17 protein-coding genes are annotated in these 19,914 nt (G+C 67.4%); 14 read left to right on the forward strand and 3 right to left on the reverse strand.

What is annotated here, in order from left to right; all coding sequences use genetic code 11:
* Positions 1-4: 4 nt before the first annotated feature.
* The 6 genes from ABG80_RS19025 to ABG80_RS19050 all read left to right on the forward strand — a co-directional run bounded on the left by ABG80_RS19025 (position 5) and on the right by ABG80_RS19050 (position 6,271).
* Complete coding sequence (locus ABG80_RS19025) at positions 5-1,045, forward strand: glycosyltransferase family 2 protein (RefSeq protein WP_058089133.1); 1,041 nt, start codon at positions 5-7, stop codon at positions 1,043-1,045.
* Between the two features lie 74 nt (positions 1,046-1,119).
* Complete coding sequence (locus ABG80_RS19030; RefSeq protein WP_058089134.1) at positions 1,120-2,892, forward strand: ArnT family glycosyltransferase; 1,773 nt, start codon at positions 1,120-1,122, stop codon at positions 2,890-2,892.
* Positions 2,893-2,898: 6 nt separating this feature from the next.
* Positions 2,899-3,681 carry a phosphatase PAP2 family protein gene (locus tag ABG80_RS19035; RefSeq protein ID WP_058089135.1) on the forward strand — a complete coding sequence of 261 codons (783 nt, stop codon included), beginning with the start codon at positions 2,899-2,901 and terminating at the stop codon, positions 3,679-3,681.
* Between the two features lie 69 nt (positions 3,682-3,750).
* Entirely contained in the window at positions 3,751-4,872 is a 1,122-nt protein-coding gene (gene nadA, locus ABG80_RS19040) for a quinolinate synthase NadA (protein ID WP_058089136.1), read from the forward strand.
* A gap of 59 nt (positions 4,873-4,931) precedes the next feature.
* Positions 4,932-5,837: a carboxylating nicotinate-nucleotide diphosphorylase gene (gene nadC, locus ABG80_RS19045; protein WP_058089137.1), complete on the forward strand. Its 906-nt coding sequence runs from the start codon at positions 4,932-4,934 to the stop codon at positions 5,835-5,837.
* A 149-nt stretch (positions 5,838-5,986) separates the two neighbouring features.
* Complete coding sequence (locus ABG80_RS19050) at positions 5,987-6,271, forward strand: late competence development ComFB family protein (RefSeq protein ID WP_058089138.1); 285 nt, start codon at positions 5,987-5,989, stop codon at positions 6,269-6,271.
* A 15-nt stretch (positions 6,272-6,286) separates the two neighbouring features.
* Here ABG80_RS19050 and nadB read toward each other — a convergent pair whose 3' ends face one another.
* Positions 6,287-7,942 carry an L-aspartate oxidase gene (gene nadB / locus ABG80_RS19055; protein ID WP_058089139.1) on the reverse strand — a complete coding sequence of 552 codons (1,656 nt, stop codon included), beginning with the start codon at positions 7,940-7,942 and terminating at the stop codon, positions 6,287-6,289.
* A gap of 151 nt (positions 7,943-8,093) precedes the next feature.
* Here nadB and ypfJ point away from each other — a divergent pair, with 151 nt between their 5' ends.
* Positions 8,094-8,987, forward strand: coding sequence for a KPN_02809 family neutral zinc metallopeptidase (gene ypfJ / locus ABG80_RS19060; protein WP_058089140.1), 894 nt, complete (start codon positions 8,094-8,096; stop codon positions 8,985-8,987).
* A 73-nt stretch (positions 8,988-9,060) separates the two neighbouring features.
* Positions 9,061-10,038 carry an NADPH:quinone oxidoreductase family protein gene (locus ABG80_RS19065; protein WP_058089141.1) on the forward strand — a complete coding sequence of 326 codons (978 nt, stop codon included), beginning with the start codon at positions 9,061-9,063 and terminating at the stop codon, positions 10,036-10,038.
* 35 nt (positions 10,039-10,073) lie between these two features.
* Here ABG80_RS19065 and queG read toward each other — a convergent pair whose 3' ends face one another.
* On the reverse strand, positions 10,074-11,198 hold the full coding sequence (gene queG, locus ABG80_RS19070; protein WP_058089206.1) for a tRNA epoxyqueuosine(34) reductase QueG: 1,125 nt from the start codon (positions 11,196-11,198) through the stop codon (positions 10,074-10,076).
* 78 nt (positions 11,199-11,276) lie between these two features.
* Here queG and tsaE point away from each other — a divergent pair, with 78 nt between their 5' ends.
* Together tsaE and ABG80_RS19080 are read left to right on the forward strand one after the other, a co-directional pair.
* Positions 11,277-11,816 carry a tRNA (adenosine(37)-N6)-threonylcarbamoyltransferase complex ATPase subunit type 1 TsaE gene (gene tsaE / locus ABG80_RS19075; RefSeq protein ID WP_058089142.1) on the forward strand — a complete coding sequence of 180 codons (540 nt, stop codon included), beginning with the start codon at positions 11,277-11,279 and terminating at the stop codon, positions 11,814-11,816.
* On the forward strand, positions 11,809-13,320 hold the full coding sequence (locus ABG80_RS19080) for an N-acetylmuramoyl-L-alanine amidase (protein WP_058089143.1): 1,512 nt from the start codon (positions 11,809-11,811) through the stop codon (positions 13,318-13,320). Before tsaE ends, ABG80_RS19080 begins: the two co-directional genes overlap by 8 nt.
* Before the next feature lie 76 nt (positions 13,321-13,396).
* Here ABG80_RS19080 and ABG80_RS19085 read toward each other — a convergent pair whose 3' ends face one another.
* Entirely contained in the window at positions 13,397-14,056 is a 660-nt protein-coding gene (locus tag ABG80_RS19085) for a DedA family protein (RefSeq protein ID WP_058089144.1), read from the reverse strand.
* Positions 14,057-14,181: 125 nt separating this feature from the next.
* Here ABG80_RS19085 and mutL point away from each other — a divergent pair, with 125 nt between their 5' ends.
* The 4 genes from mutL (at position 14,182) to miaA (ending at position 19,788) form a co-directional block, all read left to right on the forward strand.
* The gene (gene mutL / locus ABG80_RS19090; protein WP_083506283.1) at positions 14,182-16,200 is read left to right on the forward strand and encodes a DNA mismatch repair endonuclease MutL; all 2,019 of its coding nucleotides are present in this window, start codon (positions 14,182-14,184) and stop codon (positions 16,198-16,200) included.
* Between the two features lie 7 nt (positions 16,201-16,207).
* A complete protein-coding gene (locus ABG80_RS24005; RefSeq protein ID WP_083506284.1) occupies positions 16,208-17,434 on the forward strand; it encodes a pseudouridine synthase in 1,227 nt (408 codons plus the stop codon).
* A gap of 8 nt (positions 17,435-17,442) precedes the next feature.
* On the forward strand, positions 17,443-18,723 hold the full coding sequence (locus ABG80_RS19100; RefSeq protein ID WP_058089145.1) for a multidrug effflux MFS transporter: 1,281 nt from the start codon (positions 17,443-17,445) through the stop codon (positions 18,721-18,723).
* A gap of 66 nt (positions 18,724-18,789) precedes the next feature.
* A complete protein-coding gene (gene miaA, locus ABG80_RS19105; protein ID WP_058089146.1) occupies positions 18,790-19,788 on the forward strand; it encodes a tRNA (adenosine(37)-N6)-dimethylallyltransferase MiaA in 999 nt (332 codons plus the stop codon).
* Positions 19,789-19,914 lie beyond the last annotated feature (126 nt).

Genomic DNA, 19,914 nt, shown 5'->3' on the forward strand with positions numbered 1-19,914 from the left:
AGCCATGAACACTGCTGTGACCTCTGCCGCCACTTCCGCCTCGGCCCTTGCCGACGTGCCCATGCACCGCCTGTCCATCGTGGTGCCGATGTACAACGAAGTGGAGAACGTCGAGCCCTTCGTGAGCGCCGTGCACGAGGCCCTGGCGAACTACGGCTTCCCCTGGGAGCTGCTGATCGTCAACGACGGCAGCCGCGACGGCACGCAGCAGGCCCTCGACGAGCAGGCGCGCCTGCGCGGCCCACATGTGCGCCCCATCCACCTGTGGCGCAACTTCCGCCAGACGGCGGCCATGCAGGCCGGCATCGATGCCGCACGTGGCGACGTCATCGTGACCCTCGACGGCGACCTGCAGAACGACCCCAAGGACATCCCGAAACTGGTGGCCCGGCTGCTCAGGGACGACATGGACCTGGTGGCCGGCTGGCGCCAGAACCGCCAGGACGGCCTGTGGCTGCGCAAGGTGCCATCGCGCATCGCCAACCGACTGATCCGCAAGGTCACGCAACTCGAATTCCAGGACCTGGGCTGCAGCCTCAAGGCCTACCGCGCCAGCGTGCTCAAGCGCGTGAGCCTGTATGGCGAGATGCACCGCTTCATCCCCGCGTGGATGGCGACGGTGACGTCACCGGCACGCATGGCCGAAGAGCCGGTGAGCCACCATGCCCGCACCCGAGGTGAGTCCAAGTACGGCATCTCGCGCACGCTGCGCGTGGTGCTCGACCTGCTGGCGGTGAACTTCTTCCTGCGCTTCTCGGGGCGCCCCGGTCACTTCTTCGGCGGCGTGGGCCTGGGTGTGGGCCTGGTGGGCATGCTGATCCTGTCCTACCTGGCGGTGCTCAAGATGTTCGGCGAACAAATCGGCGGCCGCCCCCTGCTGTGGCTGGGCTTCTTCTGCGTGCTGGGCGGGCTGCAGTTCCTCACGACGGGGGTGCTGGCCGAGTTGCTGATCCGCATCTACTACGATCGGGGCGATGTGGCGCCATACCACACCACGCAGGGCCCTGAACTGGCCGCAGAATCGGCCTGGCACCAGCCACGCTGAGGCCGCGCGTCGACTTCGCAGAAAGTCCGCTCAAGCATGACCGTCCCGTCCGCTGTACCGCACCCGCATCACCCATGACCGCTCCAACGCCTGCCACCGCGCCGCCTTCACCAGAAGCCCGCAAACCCGTCGGTCAGCGTTGGCCCGCCATCTGGGGGCCCATGCTGTGGGCATTGATCGGTCTGGCGATGTTGCTCCTGCTCTACCGCGTCTGGGTGGTCCACCACAGTGGCATCTCGCTGTTCTTTGACGAGGCCCAGTACTGGGACTGGTCGCGCAGCCTGCAATGGGGTTATTACTCCAAACCGCCCGTGATCGCCGCGATCATCCGCGCCAGCACCACGCTGTTCGGTGACGGCGTCATCGGCGTCAAGCTGCTGGCCATGTTGCTCTACCCGGCCACGGCGCTGGTGATGGTCGGCTTGGCCCGTGCGCTGTGGCCCACCAGCAGCGGTGTGCGAACCGGCATCGTCGCCGGTGCCTTGTTCCTGTGCATGCCGATGGTCGGCACGATGGGCCTGTTCGCGAGCACGGACGCCCCCTTGCTGCTGTGCTGGACGCTGGCCGCATGGGCGCTGTGGCGAGCACAGGTCACCAATCGCTTCCACCACTGGTTGCTGCTGGGCATCGCTTGCGGCATCGGCATCCTGAGCAAGTACACGATGGCGGCGTTCGCGATCACCGCGGTTTGGGCACTCTGGGGGGTGCACGGCCCGCGCCGAGGCTTGTTGCGCGTCGGTCCTTGGGTGGCCGTGGCGCTGACCCTGCTGATCGTCTCGCCCAACCTGGTCTGGAATGCGCACAACGGCTTCCCGACGCTTCAGCACACGGCAGAACTCACCACGCAATCAGAGCGCTCGGGTGGCGTGCTCAAGCTGCTGGAGTTCCTCGGTGGACAACTCATGATGCTCGGCCCCGTGGCCATCGTGGCCGCAGCCTGGCTTTGGTGGCGCACCCGGCGCGTGCCGGCCGCCCCGCTGGCCCCGGGCAGCCAGTGGGCAGCCAGCACCCAGGTGTCACCACCCAGCCAATGGGCCCACACCACGGCCATGGGGGGCCACAGCCTGCCCCCCGGCACGCAACCCCAGCGCAAAGCAGCGGCGCGCACGTCGGCCTACTACCTGGCATCGGTTTCCAGCTACCGCTTCCTCTGGATGCTGAGCCTGCCTTTGCTCGGCATCGCGGCCGTGCAGGCCTTCATGGGTGGCGCTCACGTGAACTGGGCGGCCCCCGCCATGGTCGGGCTGACCCTGCTGCTGGCCTCGCTCCTGAGCGCCCCGCTGGTGCCGCTTGCCGCACCGAGGCCGCAGCGCTGGCTGCTGGCCATCTTGCTGAGCAACGTGCTGCTGACATCGCTGGCGCTGCATGCACGAGACATCCTCTCCGACCCCGTGAACCCCAAGCTCGATGTGCTGGTGCGCATGCGTGGCTGGCACGAGGCTTTTCAGCAACTCGAGCCGGTGGTCACCGAGCCCCGCATCGCGGGCCTGCCCATCCTGGCCGACCAACGCGTGCTGATCACCCAGGCGCTTTACAACTGGCGCCAGCACAAGGTCCGGGCCTTCTACTGGAACCCCGACGGCAAACGGGACAACCACTACCTGCTGCAGCACAGCCTGCCCAACAAGATCGGCCCGGACGTGTTGTTGCTGACGGCCGACCCGAAGCCAGACGACATCACCTCGCGTTTTGCGATCGTCAAACCCATGAAGTCGGTGCGCATCGAGGTCGCCGACCAGCGGTTTGTCGAAGTGCATGCCTTTTTCCTGCGAGGCTTCCTGGGCTACACCCAGCAAACCTACATGGAGCAGTCTGGCGGCAGCGGCCACTTGCTCGAAACGCCCTGAGTTGCGATGGCCCAAGCGCGCCCCGACGCGGCGTCCGATCCCGATGACGACGCCGGCATGGACAACCGCCTGATCTGGGCGGTGTTCTTTTTCGTTCTGGCGGTTTACGCCAAGTTCCCCGCGTTGGACCTGATGGTGTCCTCACGCTACTTTGACGCAGCGCGGGGTTTCTTTCATGCCCAAGATCCGCTGGTGCTGTGGCTCTACGACTGGACGCCTCCCCTGGGTCGTGGTTTGGCACTGCTGGCGGCCGCGCACGCCCTGTTCGCCCCCTGGATCGCCAAGGTCCTGAACGCGGCTGGACGCACGGAAGCGGCTCAGCAATGTCGTGGACCCTGGCGGCATGTCTCGACCGTCTTCCTTTGCGCCGCCCTGCTCGGGCCCGGGCTGGTCATCGAAGGGGTGTTCAAAAACACCGTGGGCCGGCCTCGCCCGGTGCAGATCGAGCCATTCGGGGGCACCCAGGCCTTTCAGGGCCCGTTTGCCTTGGGCGACAACCCCGAAGCACACCGCAGCTTCTGCAGCAGCCACGCAGCAGCCGGCTTCGCCCTCATGGGACTGGGCCTGACCTGCGGGCCCGTGTGGCGCCGCCGCTGGTTCCTGATCGGCCTCGTCAGCGGTGCGGTCATCGGTGCGGGGCGCATCATGCAGGGCGGACACTTCCTCAGCGACGTGATTTTTGCGTTCTATGCCGTGTGGTTGTCGTGTGAGCTGGTGGCGTGGATCGACCGCCGCCGAATGCGGCGCAACCAGCCGCCTCCTTCGCGTCCGCACCGCCCAACGCTTTGACCTTCGCCGCGCCGCCCCCTAGGCCAATCAGCTTGCAAGCATCGCCCCCTGCCCCCACCTGACAGCGCCATGAACAGCCCCACCACCGTCAGCTACGACTACGACCTGCAGGACGCCTCGGGCGCCACCTGCACCGCCCACGCCTGGGCCCGTGTGCCCGCACCTTTGAGCCCAACGGCCAAGGCCGCCACCAAGGCCCGCATTGCCGAGCTGCTCAAGGCCCGCAACGCGGTCTTGGTGGCCCATTACTACGTCGACGGCGACCTGCAGGACCTGGCCATGGAAACGGGCGGCTGCGTCTCCGACTCGCTCGAGATGGCACGCTTCGGTCGCGACCACGCCGCGCAAACGCTCATCGTCGCTGGCGTGAAGTTCATGGGTGAGTCGGCCAAGATCCTGTCGCCCGGCAAAACCGTGCTGATGCCCGACCTGGACGCGACTTGCTCGCTTGACTTGGGCTGCCCGGCCGACGATTTCACGAAGTTCTGCGATGCCCACCCTGACCGCAAGGTCGTGGTCTACGCCAACACCAGCGCCGCCGTGAAGGCCCGCGCCGACTGGATGGTCACCAGCTCGTGCGCGCTGGCCATCGTCAAGCACCTGAAAGACCAGGGCGAGAAGATCTTGTGGGCACCCGATCGCCACCTGGGCCGCTACATCCAGAAGGAAACCGGCGCCGACATGCTGATGTGGAACGGCGCCTGCATCGTGCACGACGAGTTCAAAGGCCTGGAGCTGGACCTGCTCAAGAAAGACCACCCCGATGCCCTGGTGCTGGTGCACCCCGAGTCGCCCGAAAGCGTCGTCGCCCAGGCCGACGTGGTCGGCTCGACCTCGCAGCTGCTCAAGGCCGTGGTCGAATCGAACGCGCCCGAATTCATCGTGGCCACCGACAACGGCATCCTGCACCGCATGCGCCAGCTGGCGCCCCACAAGGTGCTGATCGAGGCCCCGACCGCCGGCAACAGCGCCACCTGCAAGAGCTGCGCGCACTGCCCCTGGATGGCCATGAACGGGCTGCAAGGCGTGCTCGACTGCCTGGAGCGCGGCGTTGGCGAGATCACCGTTGAAGAGGCCACCCGACTCAAGGCGCATGGCTGCATCGACCGCATGCTCGACTTCGTCGCCAGGAACCCATCGGCCATCACCAAACCGGCGCAAGGCTTCGTGCCCAACATCGGCTCGGCTTGAAGTCACGCCGACAGCCCGCGCCGATTCAACGCCAGCCCTCATCCTGCTTGCCATCCCCCATGTTCGACCACAACGAAAACCTCGAAGAAGCCCGTGCCCGCAACGTCCGTGACGCCCTGTTTGAAGACGTGGGCGTTTGCGACTGGACCGCACAGCTGGTACCCGCCAACGAGCGCGTTCAGGCTCGTCTGATCGTGCGCGAAGAGGCCGTGCTGTGCGGTCGCGACTGGTTCGAGGCCTGCCTGCTGCAGCTCGACCCCCGCGCTCAAATTGATTGGTGCTACGAAGAGGGTGCGCTCATGGCTGCCGACACGCCGGTCTGCCACATCCAGGCCGATGCCCGCGCGCTGCTGACGGCCGAGCGCCCGAGCATGAACTTCCTGCAGACGCTCTCGGCCGTGGCCACGCTCACGCGCCGCCACATGCAGGCCATCGAAGGCGCCTCGCCCAACCCGCGCGGCTGCGTGGTGCTCGACACCCGCAAGACGCTGCCCGGCCTGCGACTGGCGCAGAAGTACGCCGTGCGCGTGGGTGGTGGCGCCAACCAGCGCCTGGCCTTGTACGACGGCATCCTCATCAAGGAAAACCACATCGCTGCGGCCGGCTCGGTCACGGCCGCCGTGCGCAACGCCCAGGCCCTGGTTGCGGCCCAGGCCTCGCCGCTGCGCGAGCAGATCACCATCCAGGTGGAAGTTGAAACGCTGGACGAGTTGCGCGAAGCCCTGGCCGCCGACGCGGTCAGCGTCCTGCTCGACAACTTCAGCCTGGAGATGATGCGCGAGGCCGTGCGCATCAACCAGGAAGTGGCCCAGGGTCGCGCCTTGCTGGAGGTGTCCGGTGGCGTCACGCTGGCGCAACTGCGCGGCATCGCAGAAACCGGCGTGGACCGCATCTCCATCGGCAAGCTGACCAAAGACGTTCAGGCCGTGGACTTCTCGATGCGGGTGCTGGGCAAGGTGGCCTGACCGAAGCGGCTGAACGGTTTTCTGCCGCTTTTTTCACACCCCGGGAAAGCCGACGTCGGCGACACTCCTGAGAACCACACGCGCCACCCGTGCCAGCTGCGCTGGCTTGCCTTGGCCGTTGCCCGACCTCAGCTCGCCCAGCCCCAGCCATGCCCGCCGACTTCACCACCCTCCACAACTACTACGAACAGCAGGTCGTGAACATGGTGATGGACATGGCGCATCGCTATCCGCTGCTCACAGAAGACCACCACCCCGATGTGGCCTGCGTGGCACTGAACCGCCTGCCGCCGCGCTACATCCGTCACCAGGTGGATCTGGCCTTTCACATGACCGAGAAAGAGCGCCAGGACAGCGAGCAACTGATCCTGGACACGGTGGTCTACGCCTTCGAGTTCGTGCAGGCGCGCTTTGCGATGCGCGCGCGCCGCTGAATCACCTGGCGGTCATCAAGGCAACCAGGCGTCCTTTTTCTTGGGCTTCTTGCACAAGATGGTCGGGAAGCTGACCGGCAGCGTGCGCGGGTAATCTCGGCTGAAGTGCAGGCCGCGGCTCTCCTGCCGCGACAAGGCCGAGCGCACGATCAACTCGGCGCAATCGACCAGGTTGCGCAGCTCCAGCAGGTCGCGGCTGACGCGGAAGGCCGCGTAGTAGTCGTCGATCTCCTGGCGCAGCAGCTTGATGCGGTGCAGGGCGCGCTCCAGGCGGCGCGTCGTGCGCACGATGCCAACGTAGTTCCACATCAGCAGGCGCAGCTCGTCCCAGTTGTGGGCGATCACCACCTCTTCGTCGGCGTCGGTCACCTGGCTTTCGTCCCAGTCGGGCAGCTTGGGCGACTTGGCCGGGCGGCTGGCCTCGATGTCATCGGCACAAGTGCGGCCCAGCACCACACACTCCAGCAATGAGTTGCTGGCCAGGCGGTTGGCGCCATGCAGGCCGGTGTAGGTGGTCTCGCCCACGGCGTACAGGCCGGGCAGGTCGGTGCGGCCTTGCAGGTCGGTGACCACGCCACCGCAGGTGTAGTGCGCCGCCGGCACCACCGGGATGGGCTGCTTGGCGATGTCGATGCCCAGCGAGAGGCAACGTGCGTGGATGGTCGGGAAGTGCTCTTTCAGGAAGGCTTCGCCCAGGTGGGTCGCATCCAGCCAGACGTGGTCCAGGCCGTGCTTCTTCATCTCGAAGTCGATGGCGCGGGCCACGATGTCGCGCGGGGCCAGCTCACCCCGCTCGTCGTGCGCGGGCATGAAGCGGGTGCCGTCGGGCAGGCGCAGGATGGCGCCTTCGCCACGCAGCGCTTCGGTGATGAGGAAGCTGCGCTCTTGCGGGTGGTACAGGCAGGTCGGGTGGAACTGGATGAACTCCATGTTGGCCACGCGACAGCCCGCGCGCCAGGCCATGGCGATGCCGTCGCCCGTCGAGGTCTCGGGGTTGCTGGTGTAGCGGTAGACCTTGCCCACCCCGCCCGATGCCAGCACCACCGCGGATGCTGCCAGCGTTTCAACCCGGCCATTGGACAAGTCAAGCGCGTAGACGCCGTGGCAGCGGCCCGCGTCGAGCGATCGCACCGCAGTGTCTTGCTGCGAACGCTTGAGGTGGCGGTTGGTGACCAGGTCGATCGCCATCCACTTCTCGCGCAGCTGGATGTTGGGGTGGCGCTTGACCTCGGCCAAGAGCACGTCATGGATGGCTTTGCCGGTGGCATCGGCCGCATGCGCGATGCGGCGCACGGCGTGCCCCCCTTCGCGCGTGAGGTGCAAGCCCAGCGGCCCTTGCGGATCAGGCGAGAAGGGCACGCCTCGGGCGACGAGCCACTCCACGGCGTCGGCACTGTGGCGGGCGATGAACTCGGCCGTGCGCTCATCGACCAGCCCGGCCCCGGCCTCCTGCGTGTCCCGAACGTGTGACTCGATGCTGTCGTCGCTGCCCAGCACCCCGACGATGCCGCCCTGGGCCCAGGCCGTGGCGGCTTCTTCGAGCTGCCGCTTGGCCAGCACGATCACAGGCTGGGTCTCAGCCAGGTTCAGGGCCACGGTCAGGCCAGCCAGGCCAGCGCCGATGATGACAACCGGCAGCTTTGCTGCCTGAGCGACGGGGGTGTCTTGCATGGGGCGATTCTATCGGGCCGCTGGCCATGCCCCACATGGGTGAAGCGGCGATGTCCCGTGCGCCAACGTGGCGCAAGCCCCCCCCCGAGCCAGCAACGGTGCACTGCTAACATCCAGCGCGTCACACCACCACCGGGCCCAGGGAGTTCGCATGAAACTGGATGGACAGCGCGAGAGCGAAAACGTCGACGACGTGCGCGAATCAGGCGGTGGCCGTGGCCCCCGGCTGCCTTTGCCAGGTGGCAGGCTCGGCCTGGGCACCGTGGCCATCGCACTGGTGGCCAGCTACTTCCTGGGCATCAACCCGATGACGGTGCTCAATGTGCTGGGCGGCATGCAGGGCGGCCCGAACCAGGCCAGCGGCGAGGTGCAACGCCCAGACCCCAGCGCCACCCCAGCCCAGGACGCGGGCTCGCGTTTCGTGCGCCAGGTGCTGGCCACCACCGAAGACGTCTGGCGTGGCCAGTTCCAGGCCCAGGGTGCTCGCTACCAGGAGCCTCGCCTGACGCTGTTCCGCGGCAGCACGCCCACGGCCTGCGGCCAGGGCGAGGCGGCCATGGGCCCTTTCTATTGCCCGGCCGACCAGCGCGTCTACATCGACCTCGACTTCTATGACACCCTGAAAAACCGCCTGGGTGCGCCCGGTGACTTCGCGCAAGCCTACGTGATCGCGCACGAAGTCGGCCACCACGTGCAGAACCTGGTGGGCACCAGCGCCAAGCTGGAAGAGGCCCGCCGACGCGTCAGCCAAGCCGAGTACAACGCCCTGAGCGTGCGCCTGGAGCTGCAGGCCGACTGCTACGCCGGCATCTGGGCCCACGACACCGAGCAGAGCAAAGGCCTGATGGAATCTGGCGACCTGGAGGAAGCGATGAACGCGGCCTCGCAGATCGGCGACGACGCCTTGCAACGCGGCGCCGGCCGCGAAGTGGTCCCTGAAAGCTTCACGCACGGCAGCAGCGCCCAGCGCATGCGCTGGTTCAAGCGCGGTTTCGAGTCCGGCGACATGGGCCAGTGCGACACCTTCAACACCCGGACGCTGTGAGCCCCCTCTCAACATCCGAACAAAACGCGCAACAAGCGCGCCCCTAGCGCATCACCACGAGGAGACACCCGCGATGCAAGCCTGGTTCTGCGAAACCCTGGATGGCCCCGAGGCCCTGACCTGGAAAGAAGCCCCCACCCCCGAGCCCAGCAAGGGCGAGGTGCGCGTGGCCATCAAGGCCGCCAGCCTGAACTTCCCCGACCTGTTGATCGTGCAGGGCAAGTACCAGATGAAGCCGCCGCTGCCCTTCGTGCCCGGCGCCGAGTTCGCTGGCATCGTCGAGGCGGTGGGTGAGGGCGTCAAACACCTGAGCGTGGGCACACAGGTGGCAGGCTTCGCCGGCACGGGTGGCTTTGGCACGCACGTGGTGGCCCCGGCCGCCATGTTGATGCCCCTGCCCCCGGTCTTCTCGTTCGAGGACGCCGCCGCCTTCCTGTGCACCTATGGCACCACTTATCACGCGCTGATGGACCGCGCTGCACTGAAGGCAGGTGAGACCGTGCTGGTGCTGGGCGCCGCCGGTGGCGTGGGCACGGCCGCCATCCAGATCGCCAAGGCCGCAGGCGCCAAGGTGATCGCCGCGGCCTCTTCGGACGAGAAGTGCGCGCTGTGCAAGGAGCTCGGTGCCGACGCCACCATCAACTACAGCACGCAGAACCTGCGCGACGAACTCAAGACCTTGACCGAAGGCAAAGGCCCTGATGTGGTCTACGACCCGGTGGGCGGCGAGCTGACCGAGCAGGCCTTCCGCTCGATTGCCTGGCGCGGGCGCCACCTGGTCGTGGGCTTCGCCAACGGCGCCATCCCCAACCTGCCGCTGAACCTGGCGCTGCTCAAGGGCGCCTCGGTGCTGGGCGTGTTCTGGGGCGAGTTCGCCAAGCGCGAACCGCAGAACAACGCCGCCTGCCTGATGCAGCTGGCTGCCTGGTACATGGAAGGCAAGATCAAGCCCGTGGTCGAGCACAAGCTGCCGATGTCGCAACTCAAGGAGGCTTTCACGCTGATGGGTTCGCGCCAGGTGCGCGGCAAGCTGGTGCTGGTCAACGGCTGATCAGGCTCGCGCTTCGGGGCGGGGACCCGCTCGCATCAAGGCGCCCGATCATCGGCCTGCGCCAGCGCCCAGGCGACGTGCTCGGCCACCAACGCATGGTGTTCGCCAAGTTCGGGCGGCTGCCGTTGCCAGGTCTGCAAAGCCAGCAGCAGCTCATGCCGCAAGGCGGTTGGGCAGGCGCCCTCGCCGCCATGCAGCCGCCCCGCCAGGGTGTTGCCGATGGCCACCGCGATGTTGCGCTGCCAACGCGCAAACCCGATGCGACGGATGGCGCTGCCTTCTGTCTGCTTGAGGAAGGTGGCCTCGTCCCAGCGCCAAAGCTGCAAAAGAGTCGGGTCGGCCAAGTCCGGGCGCACGTCGAAGTCCGGCACCACCGCGCGGCGGGCAAACTTGTTCCAGGGACAGGTGAGCTGGCAGTCGTCACAGCCGTAGATGCGATTGCCCATCAGGGGGCGAAGTTCGTGCGGGATCGGCCCGCCCTGCTCGATCGTCAGGTAGGAGATGCATCGGCGCGCATCGACCAGGCCTTCTTCGACGATGGCCTGGGTCGGGCAAACATCGACGCAGGCGCGGCAGGTCCCGCAGCGGGTGGGCTCTGAATCCGTCAGTGGCAAGGCCAGGTCGACATAGATCTCGCCCAGGAAGAAAGCCGAGCCAGCTTCACGAGAGAGCAACAGCGTGTGCTTGCCTCGCCAGCCGATGCCGCTGCGGCTGGCCAGTTCGACCTCCAGCACCGGCGCCGAATCCGTGAACACGCGGTGTCCAAACGGGCCGATGCGCTCGCTCAACCGGTCGGCCAGCTTCTGCAGGCGCGCGCGCAGAACCTTGTGATAGTCCCGCCCCCGGGCATAGACCGACACGGTGGCCGCACCGGGCGAAGACAGCCTTTGCCACTCGATGGTCTGCCAGCCGTCGGGGTCGTTGCCAGGCAGGCTGTCGGGCAGGTAGTCCATGCGCGCCGTGATCACGCGCACGGTGCCCGGCACCAACTCGGCGGGCCTTGCGCGCTTGAGGCCGTGCGAGGCCATGTAGTGCATGTCCCCGTGGAAACCACGCGCCAGCCAGTCCATCAGACCCGGCTCGGCACTTGACAAGTCGACACCAGCTACGCCAATCTGAGAAAATCCCAGCTCTGTGGCCCATTGGCGCAATTGCGCCAACAACTCGGGCGCCAACAACTCGGCATCCTGCCCGAAGCCCTCCCGGACGTCTTGTTGGGCCGAGTCGGGTCGAAGTTCATGACGCATCCGTCCATCCTAGCAAGCCATCCGGCACTCGCGACGCTCGAAGACACCTGGCCCGATGAGGCCGGCTGTGCTGCGCTGGCTGAACGACTGGCTTTGACGCTGGCTCCAATGCTGCGCCAAGGTGGCAGCCACGTCATCGAGTTGCATGGCACGCTGGGCGCAGGCAAGACCACGTTCACGCGCCACCTGCTTCGAGCGCTGGGCGTGCAGGGGCGCATCAAAAGCCCGAGCTACGCGGTGGTCGAGCCGCACCAGGTGCCTGGCATCGACATCCAGCATTTCGACTTCTACCGCTTCAACGACCCGCAGGAGTGGGAAGACGCGGGCTTTCGCGACCTGTTTGGTGCCAACGGGCTCAAGCTGGTCGAGTGGCCGGACAAAGCCGCTGGCCTGCTGCCCTGCCCTGACCTGCGGCTGCTGATCGAGCCGCTTGACGAGCATCGGCGCCAGGTTCGGCTGCAGGCTTGCACCGCCGCAGGCATCGCATCGCTCAACGCGATGGCCCAAGCTGGGGAAGCCGCACATGGCTGAGCCGAACAACACCCGCCGCCGTCTGCTCAAGCAGGCCTTGGGCGGCTCCGCCCTGCTGGTGCTGGGCCCCGTCGAGCTGGCCTGGGGTGCGCAACTGGTGGCCGTGCGCCTGTGGCCGGCCGAGGCTTACACGCGCGTCACCCTGGAGTCGGACACGGCGCTCAACGCCACCTTCTTCGCGGTGGACAGCCCCAACCGCCTGGTCATCGACATCGACGGCCTGGAGCTCAGCCCGCAGATCAAGGAGCTGGTGCGCAAGGTGCGAGCCGACGACCCTTACATCGCTGGCGTTCGCGTGGGCCAGAACCGGCCGAAGGTGGTGCGCCTGGTCATCGACCTCAAGCAGGCCATCAAGCCACAGGTGTTCGGCTTGCCCCCCGTGGCGGCCTACCAGCACCGCCTGGTGTTCGACCTCTACCCCAAGCAGGCCATCGACCCGAGGCTGGGGCTGCAGGCGGCCTCGGCCCCTGCCAGCGGGGCTGCCGTGGGCGCCGGCGTGCCAAACACGCCCAGCGTGTCCGGCCAGCCCAATGCAGGCAGTGCCGGCAGCGCGGCAGCTGCCTCCTCCGCCCCAACCGGTCAGGTCGGTCAAACAACAACTGGGCCGGCCAGCACATCTTCCGAGCAAGCGGCTGACTCCATGAACGATGCCTTGGGCGAGTTCATCGGCAGCCTGCCAGGCAAAGCAGGCTCACCGGCCGAGCGACAGGCACAAGCCCCTGCTGGAACTGGCCGCCCACCGGTGCCCACGCCTGAGCGAAGCAAGGACACACCTGATCGGGCCACCTCCACCCAGCGCCTGATCATCGTGGCCATCGACGCAGGCCATGGTGGCGAAGATCCGGGGGCCATCGGGCCCAGTGGCCTGTATGAAAAGGACGTGGTGCTGTCTATCGCGCAGAAGTTGCGGGCGCGCATCAATGCCCAGCCTGGCATGCGCGCCATGCTGACGCGCGAGTCCGACTACTTCGTGCCCTTGAAGGACCGCGTGGGCAAGGCTCGACGCGTGCAGGCCGATCTGTTCGTCTCCATCCACGCCGACGCCTTCATGAACCCGCAGGCGCGGGGCGCCTCGATCTTTGCGCTGTCCGACAAGGGCGCCACGAGCGCCGCCGCCCGCTGGATGGCCAAACGCGAGAACGCCTCGGACATGGTCGGCGGCGTCAACATCAAGGCCAAGGACTCGTCGGTCATGCATGCGCTGCTGGACATGTCCACCACCGCCCAGATCAAGGACAGCCTCAAGCTCGGCCAGGCGGTGCTGTCGCACCTGGGCAAGGTCGGCAAGCTGCACAAGCCCAGGGTCGAGCAGGCCGGCTTTGCCGTGCTCAAGGCCCCGGACATCCCGTCCATCCTGGTCGAAACCGGTTTCATCTCGAACCCGGACGAAGAGTCAAAGCTGCGCGACGACGACTACCAGAGCAAGCTGGCCGATGCGCTGATGTCGGGCATCAAGCGCTACTTCGATCGCAACCCACCGTTGGCGCGCAACCGCGCGCTGTGACCTGAGCGGTGCACTGCGTGGTGCCCGCGAAGCCGAGCAGCGAGCGGCCAAGTGGCGCGCCCGCAAACCGTGGCACTCAGGCGGCGCTGGCGGTGCCCTTGTCGGCGCGGGCAGCACGCCAGCCGCCATACAAGGCGATCAGGCCGGGCACGATGATCATCGCCAGGATGATCTTGCTCAGGTGCTGCTGCACAAACGGGATGTTGCCGAACAGGTAGCCGGCCACGCAAAGCCCCACCACCCAGATCACGGCACCCACCACGTTGTAGGCCGTGAACTTGGCCCTGTCCATCTCGGCCACACCAGCCACGAAAGGTGCGAAGGTGCGGATGAAGGGCATGAAGCGAGCCAGGATGATGGTGACGCCGCCGTGCTTTTCATAAAAGGCGTGGGCTGCGTCAAAGGCCTTGCGGTTGAAGAAGCGCGAGTCCTCCCACTGAAAGACCTTGGGGCCGAAGTAGCGTCCGATGCTGTAGTTGAGCTGGTCACCGGTGATGGCAGCCACCAGCAAAATGGCGATGGCCACCGGCAGGCTCAACGCGTCGGCAGCGGCAAGGGTGCCGACCATGAACAGCAGCGAGTCGCCCGGCAGGAAGGGCATCACCACCAGGCCCGTTTCGACGAACACGATCAGGAAAAGCAACGCATAGACCAGCGTGCCGTAGGCATCGACGAACTCCTTGAGGTGCTTGTCGATGTGCAGGATGAAGTCGATGAGGAAGGTGACGATTTCCATGGTGGGCGCCCAGGCGGGCGGCAAAAAAGGCGTCGAGACAGAAAAAGGGCAGAAAGCAGCCAGGCGGTCAGGGTGACCGCTGACCCCAGGGCGGCCAAAGGGCAGCGCCCTTTTACAATCATGTCATGACAGCAGACCCCCTCCGCTCCGGCGGGTTCCCTCCAGAGGCCGCCAACACGCCCGATCCAGGGGGGAACACACCCAGGCGCACCATCCAGGCCCTGCCCGACGAACTGGTCAGCCAGATCGCGGCCGGCGAGGTGGTCGAGCGCCCGGCCTCGGTGGTGCGCGAGCTGGTCGACAACGCGCTGGACGCAGGCGCCACCCAGGTCACCGTCAAGCTGATGGGCGGAGGTGTGCGCCAGATCCTGGTCGAGGACGATGGTTGCGGCATCCCCGTGGCCGAGCTGCCCCTGGCCCTGCAACGCCACGCCACGAGCAAGATCCGCTCGCTGCATGACCTGGAACACGTTGCCACCATGGGCTTTCGTGGCGAGGCGCTGGCCGCCATCGCTTCGGTGTCCGAGTCGTCGATCGCCAGCCGCACGGCGGCCGATGCACATGCCCACAGGCTCGATGCCCGCTCAGGCGAGCTCAGCCCGGCCGCGCGCGCCGTGGGCACCAGCGTCGAGGTGCGCGAACTGTTCTTCAGCACGCCCGCTCGACGCAAGTTCCTCAAGTCCGACGCCACCGAGCTGGCCCACTGCCTGGAGTCGGTGCGCCGCCATGCGCTGGCCCGCCCGGACGTGGGTTTCAGCGTCTGGCACGAAGGCAAGCTGGTCGAGCAACTGCGCGCCGGCTCGCTCCAGCAGCGCGTGCACGACATCCTGGGCGACGCCTTTGTCGAAGGCAGCCGCGAAGTCGAGCTCCAGATCGGACCGATGCGCGTGTTCGGTCGCACCGGCCTGCCTGACGCCGCCCGCTCGCGCGCCGACTGGCAATACTGCTACGTCAACGGCCGCTATGTGCGCGACAAGCTGATCGCCCACGGCATTCGCTCGGCTTATGAAGACGTGCTGCACGGCAGCCGCCAGCCCACCTACGTGCTCTTCATCGAGATCGACCCCGAGCGGGTGGACGTCAACGTGCACCCCACCAAGATCGAGGTGCGCTTTCGCGATTCGCGCGAGGTGCACCAGGCGGTGCGCAAGGCGGTTGAAAAAGCATTGGCCTTGTCGCGGGCACAAGCGGCCACCCACGACAAGGCACAGGCGGATCACGCGGACACCTCCAGTTCACAAGGCTCGACAACCCAGCCGGGGTCAGCCGACATCTCAGGCAACGCACAGCCCACCGCTGCCCCCCTGCTCTCGAGCCGCCAGGACGCCCTGCCCTGGCAAGCGGCCGACGGTGCCACCGAGCGCCGCTGGGCGGGTTGGCCACACGACGGCACCCCGACGCAACCGACCTCGCTGCAAACCGGTGGATCGGTGGACGCATTCGCAGGCATGAACCTGCCTCGCGTCGTGCGCCAGGCCGACGAGGGCCTGCAGGCCGGGACAAACACCGCCTCGAGCGCGCTGCCTCGCGGCGCGTCAGACGCATCGCTGCCCGAACACGAATGGCCGCTGGGCCGCGCCATCGCGCAAGTCGGTGGCATCTACGTGCTGGCAGAAAACGCCCAGGGCCTGATCATCGTGGACATGCACGCCGCTCACGAGCGCGTGGTCTACGAGCGGCTCAAAGCCCAGTTGTCTGCTGATCGCCTGGCCAGCCAGCCGCTGTTGCTGCCCCAGACTTTCGCCGCCACGCCGCAAGAATGCGCAACGGTTGAAAGCCACCACGAAACGCTGCTGCAGTTGGGACTGGACGTCGGCCTGATCGGCCCAGGCAAGTTGGCCGTGCGAGCCCTGCCCACGGCCCTGGTGCAGGCCGATGGCGTCGAGCTGACCCGATCGGTGCTGGCCGACCTGGCACAGGTCGATGCCAGCGATGTGCTGCAACGCGCCCAACACGAGTTGCTGGCCACCATGGCCTGCCACGGCGCCGTGCGCGCCAACCGCCGCCTGACCCTGCCCGAGATGAACGCCCTGCTGCGTGACATGGAAGCCACCGAACGCGCAGACCAGTGCAACCACGGCCGCCCCACCTGGCGCCAGCTCACCTTGAAGGACCTGGACGCGCTCTTTTTGCGCGGCCGCTGAGACCCCGATGACCGAACGCAAGAAGATCAGCCTGTCGCGCCCCGCCGCCACGGGCGACGCCCCCTCCGCCCACAAGCCGCCGGTGCGTGGCTCCGGCAGCGCGCCACGCAAGCGCATGACCGCTGCCGAGGCAGAGCAGGCCCGCGTTGAACGTGCCGAGCGCGAAGCCCGCGCGGATCGCCGACCTCATCCACGCCAGGATGGCCCCACCTCTCGCCACGCCGATGACCACCGGGTCAATCCCGGCCCTCGTGGCGATGGCCCACGCCGCGACGATCGTCCATCACGAGGGCCTCGCCCTGATGGTCGTGATGATGGCCGCCCTGTTGGCCGCACCGGTGCGCCGCGCCCCGACCCTCGTACGGACACCCCGGTGCATCACGAGCGCCAGCGCTTTCAAGCAGAGCCCCGTGCCGCCGAAGCGCCCATGGCGCCGCGCCAACCGGCTTTTCAGCGCCCGGTCGAGGACGATGGCCGCGTGCGCCTGTCCAAGCTGATGAGCGAGCGAGGCATGGCCTCTCGCCGCGAGGCCGACGAGTGGATCGCGGCCGGTTGGGTGCGAGTCGATGGCGAGGTCATCGCTGAGCTGGGCTTGCGTGTCCTGCCCGACGTCACCATCGACATCGACCCGCAGGCGCACCAGCAACAGGCCCAGCGCGTCACCATCTTGCTGCACAAGCCCATTGGCTATGTGAGCGCACAGGCCGAAGACGGCCACGAGCCGGCCATCACCCTGATCACCCCCGACAACCGCTGGTCCGACGACAAGCTGCCGATCAAGCTCAACCGCGCGCACCTGCGCAACCTGGCGCCAGCCGGGCGCCTGGACATCGACTCGACAGGCCTGCTCGTGCTGACGCAGGACGGGCGCATCGCCAAGGCGCTGATCGGCGAGGACTCCGGCGTCGAGAAGGAGTACCTGGTGCGCGTGCAAAACGTGGCCCAGCCAGACGCCGAGAACGTGCAAGCCGCCACGCCTGAAGAGGCCATCGCGCTCATGCGCCACGGCCTGGAGCTCGATGGCAAGCAACTCAAGCACGCGCAGGTGTCGTGGCAGAACGAGCAGCAGCTGCGCGTGGTGCTGCGCGAAGGCCGCAAGCGCCAGATCCGCCGCATGTGCGAACTGGTGGGCCTGAAGGTGGTCGGACTCAAGCGCGTGCGCATGGGTCGCGTGGTGTTGGGCAAGCTGCCGGCCGGCCAATGGCGCTTCCTGCGTCCGGACGAGCGCTTCTGAAGCGGCCCATGTCCGCAGCATCGCCGGCCTCCAAAGCCACCGGCTCCGCCCCCATCCCGGCCTGGGTCGTTGTCACGGCCCTGGGCTTGCTCACAGGGTTGCAGCCGCTGACCACCGACCTCTACCTGCCCGCCCTGCCACAACTGCAGCAGGGCCTGGGCCTGAGCCCGGCCTCGGCGCAGTGGACCTTGTCGGTGCTGATCCTGGCGTTCGGCATCGGGCAACTGGTGTGGGGCCCGATCTCCGATCGCTTCGGTCGCCAGCCGGTGCTGCGTTGGGGCCTGGGTCTGTACACGCTGGCCAGCGTGGGTGCGGCCCTGGCGATCAACTTCGAGACGATGCTGCTGGCGCGCATCGCGCAAGGTGCGAGCCTGTCGGCTGCGGTGGTGTGCGGCCGCGCGATGGTGCGCGACCTGTATGCACCCGAAGCCGGCGCCCGCGCCATGGCCCGGGGCATGACGGGCTTGGGCATCCTGGCCTTGTTCGGACCGGTGCTGGGAGGCCTGGCAGCGACGCACGGGGGCTGGCGAGCCACCATGGCCCTGCTGATCGTGTTCGGCGGCTTGATCTGGGCCTTCGTGTGGCGACAGCTGCCCGAGACCTTGCCCGACGATCGGCGCCAGCAGCGACTGGATTGGGGCTCGATGCTTGAGCAATGGATCGGCATCTCGCGTCACCCCACGTTCCGTGCGCACGCGCTGTTGACATCGAGCACCTACGGTGGCTTGTACGTCTACCTGGCGCTTTCCCCTTTCGTTTTCATCGAGCTGATGCATGTCGGCCGCACGGCATTTGGCGCCACCATGGCCACGCTCTCGCTGTCCTACCTGGTGGGCACGCTGTTTTGTCGGCGATGGCTGCCTCGCCACGGCCTGCTGGGCACGGTGAGGCTGGCAGGCTGGTGCTCGCTGGGCGGAGGGTTGTGGATGGCCCTGGTCTCGGCTTGGCAGGCCAGCGCCCTGTCTGAGGCCCACCCGGTGCACCCGGGCGCCTTGCTGCCCGGCCTGTGGCTCTACGCCTTCGCGCATGGCATCCACCAGCCTTGCGGCCAGACCGGCGTGGTCGCGGCCTTCCCGACCCAGGCTGGTGCCGCTTCGGCATTTTCCGGCTTCGTGCTGGCGACCACGGCTTTCGTCGTGGGTGCCGTGCTGTCCTGGTGGACATCGCTGCCCGGCTGGGCTGGCACCCTGCACCCGATGACGCTGGGCCTGGCCATGGGTGGCGCCCTCACCGCTTGGACCGCCTTGAGGCGGGTGCAACGCCATGGCCTGGCGCCGCATTCGGCCTGAGCACCCGTCAACAGCCACCTCATCAGGCCCATCCATCAGCCTCATCCACACGTCGCCCCCCAGCCCATGCACGCCACCACGCCCGCCCCTGCCCAGCCCGACGAGCCGCTGTGGGTGCTCACCGGCCCCACCGCCTGCGGCAAAACGGCCGTGGCGCTGGCCATGGCTGAGCGACAACATGGTGGCCGCCCCATCGAAATCGTCAGCGTCGACTCGGCCTTGATCTACCGCGAGATGGACATCGGAACGGCCAAGCCGACCGCCCAGGAACTCGCCCAGGCACCGCACCACCTCATCGACATCGTCGACCCGCTTGAGCGCTACAGCGCCGCCCGCTTCGTGGCCGAGGCCACCGAGGCCATCGCAGGCATCCGCTCGCGCGGTGGCAGGCCGTTGCTGGTGGGCGGCACCATGCTCTACCTCAAGGCCCTGCTCGAAGGCATGGACGAGATGCCCGCCATCGCACCCGAGGTGCGCGCCGAACTCGACGCGCGCATGAAGGCCCAAGGCAGCGTGGCCCTGCACGCGGAGCTGCAGCAGGTGGACCCCATCACCGCCGCACGACTGGCGCCAGGTGACACGCAACGCATCCAGCGGGCGCTGGAGGTCTTCCATGGCACCGGGCAGCCGCTGTCGCATTTCCACAGCAAGCAGGCCGATTCGCCGCCTCGCGTGAGCGCCACCCTGGTGTCGCTCGAGCCCACCGAGCGCGCCTGGCTGCACCACCGCGTGGCGCTCCGCTTCGAGCAGATGATGGCGCAAGGCTTCATCGACGAAGTCCGGCGCCTGCGCGCACGCGGCGACCTCGATGCCGACCTGCCCTCGATCCGCTGCCTGGGTTATCGCCAGGTGTGGGAGGCCTTGGATGAGGGCTTGAACCTGGCCGACCCCCAGGTGCGCCACGAGGTCACGCAGCGGGGCATCGCGGCCACACGCCAACTGGCCAAACGCCAAGTGACCTGGCTGCGCAGCATGCCGAACCGACACGTGCTGGCCTGCGACGATGGCCGCGACGCGCAAGCGCTGGCCGATGCCGCGTGTGGCATCTTCACGGCACACGCATGATGCCAACGCGCCTCGCGCGACCAGCCCGCAGCAGACTTGATCTGAGTTAAGGCTCCGGGCGGTCCGGCTGCCTACAGTCCCCATCCACGTTGGCCTCGTTGAGCCAACCCAGATCAAGGGACACCC

The organism is Aquabacterium parvum, from assembly GCF_001447195.1.
Taxonomy (GTDB): domain Bacteria; phylum Pseudomonadota; class Gammaproteobacteria; order Burkholderiales; family Burkholderiaceae_C; genus Aquabacterium; species Aquabacterium parvum.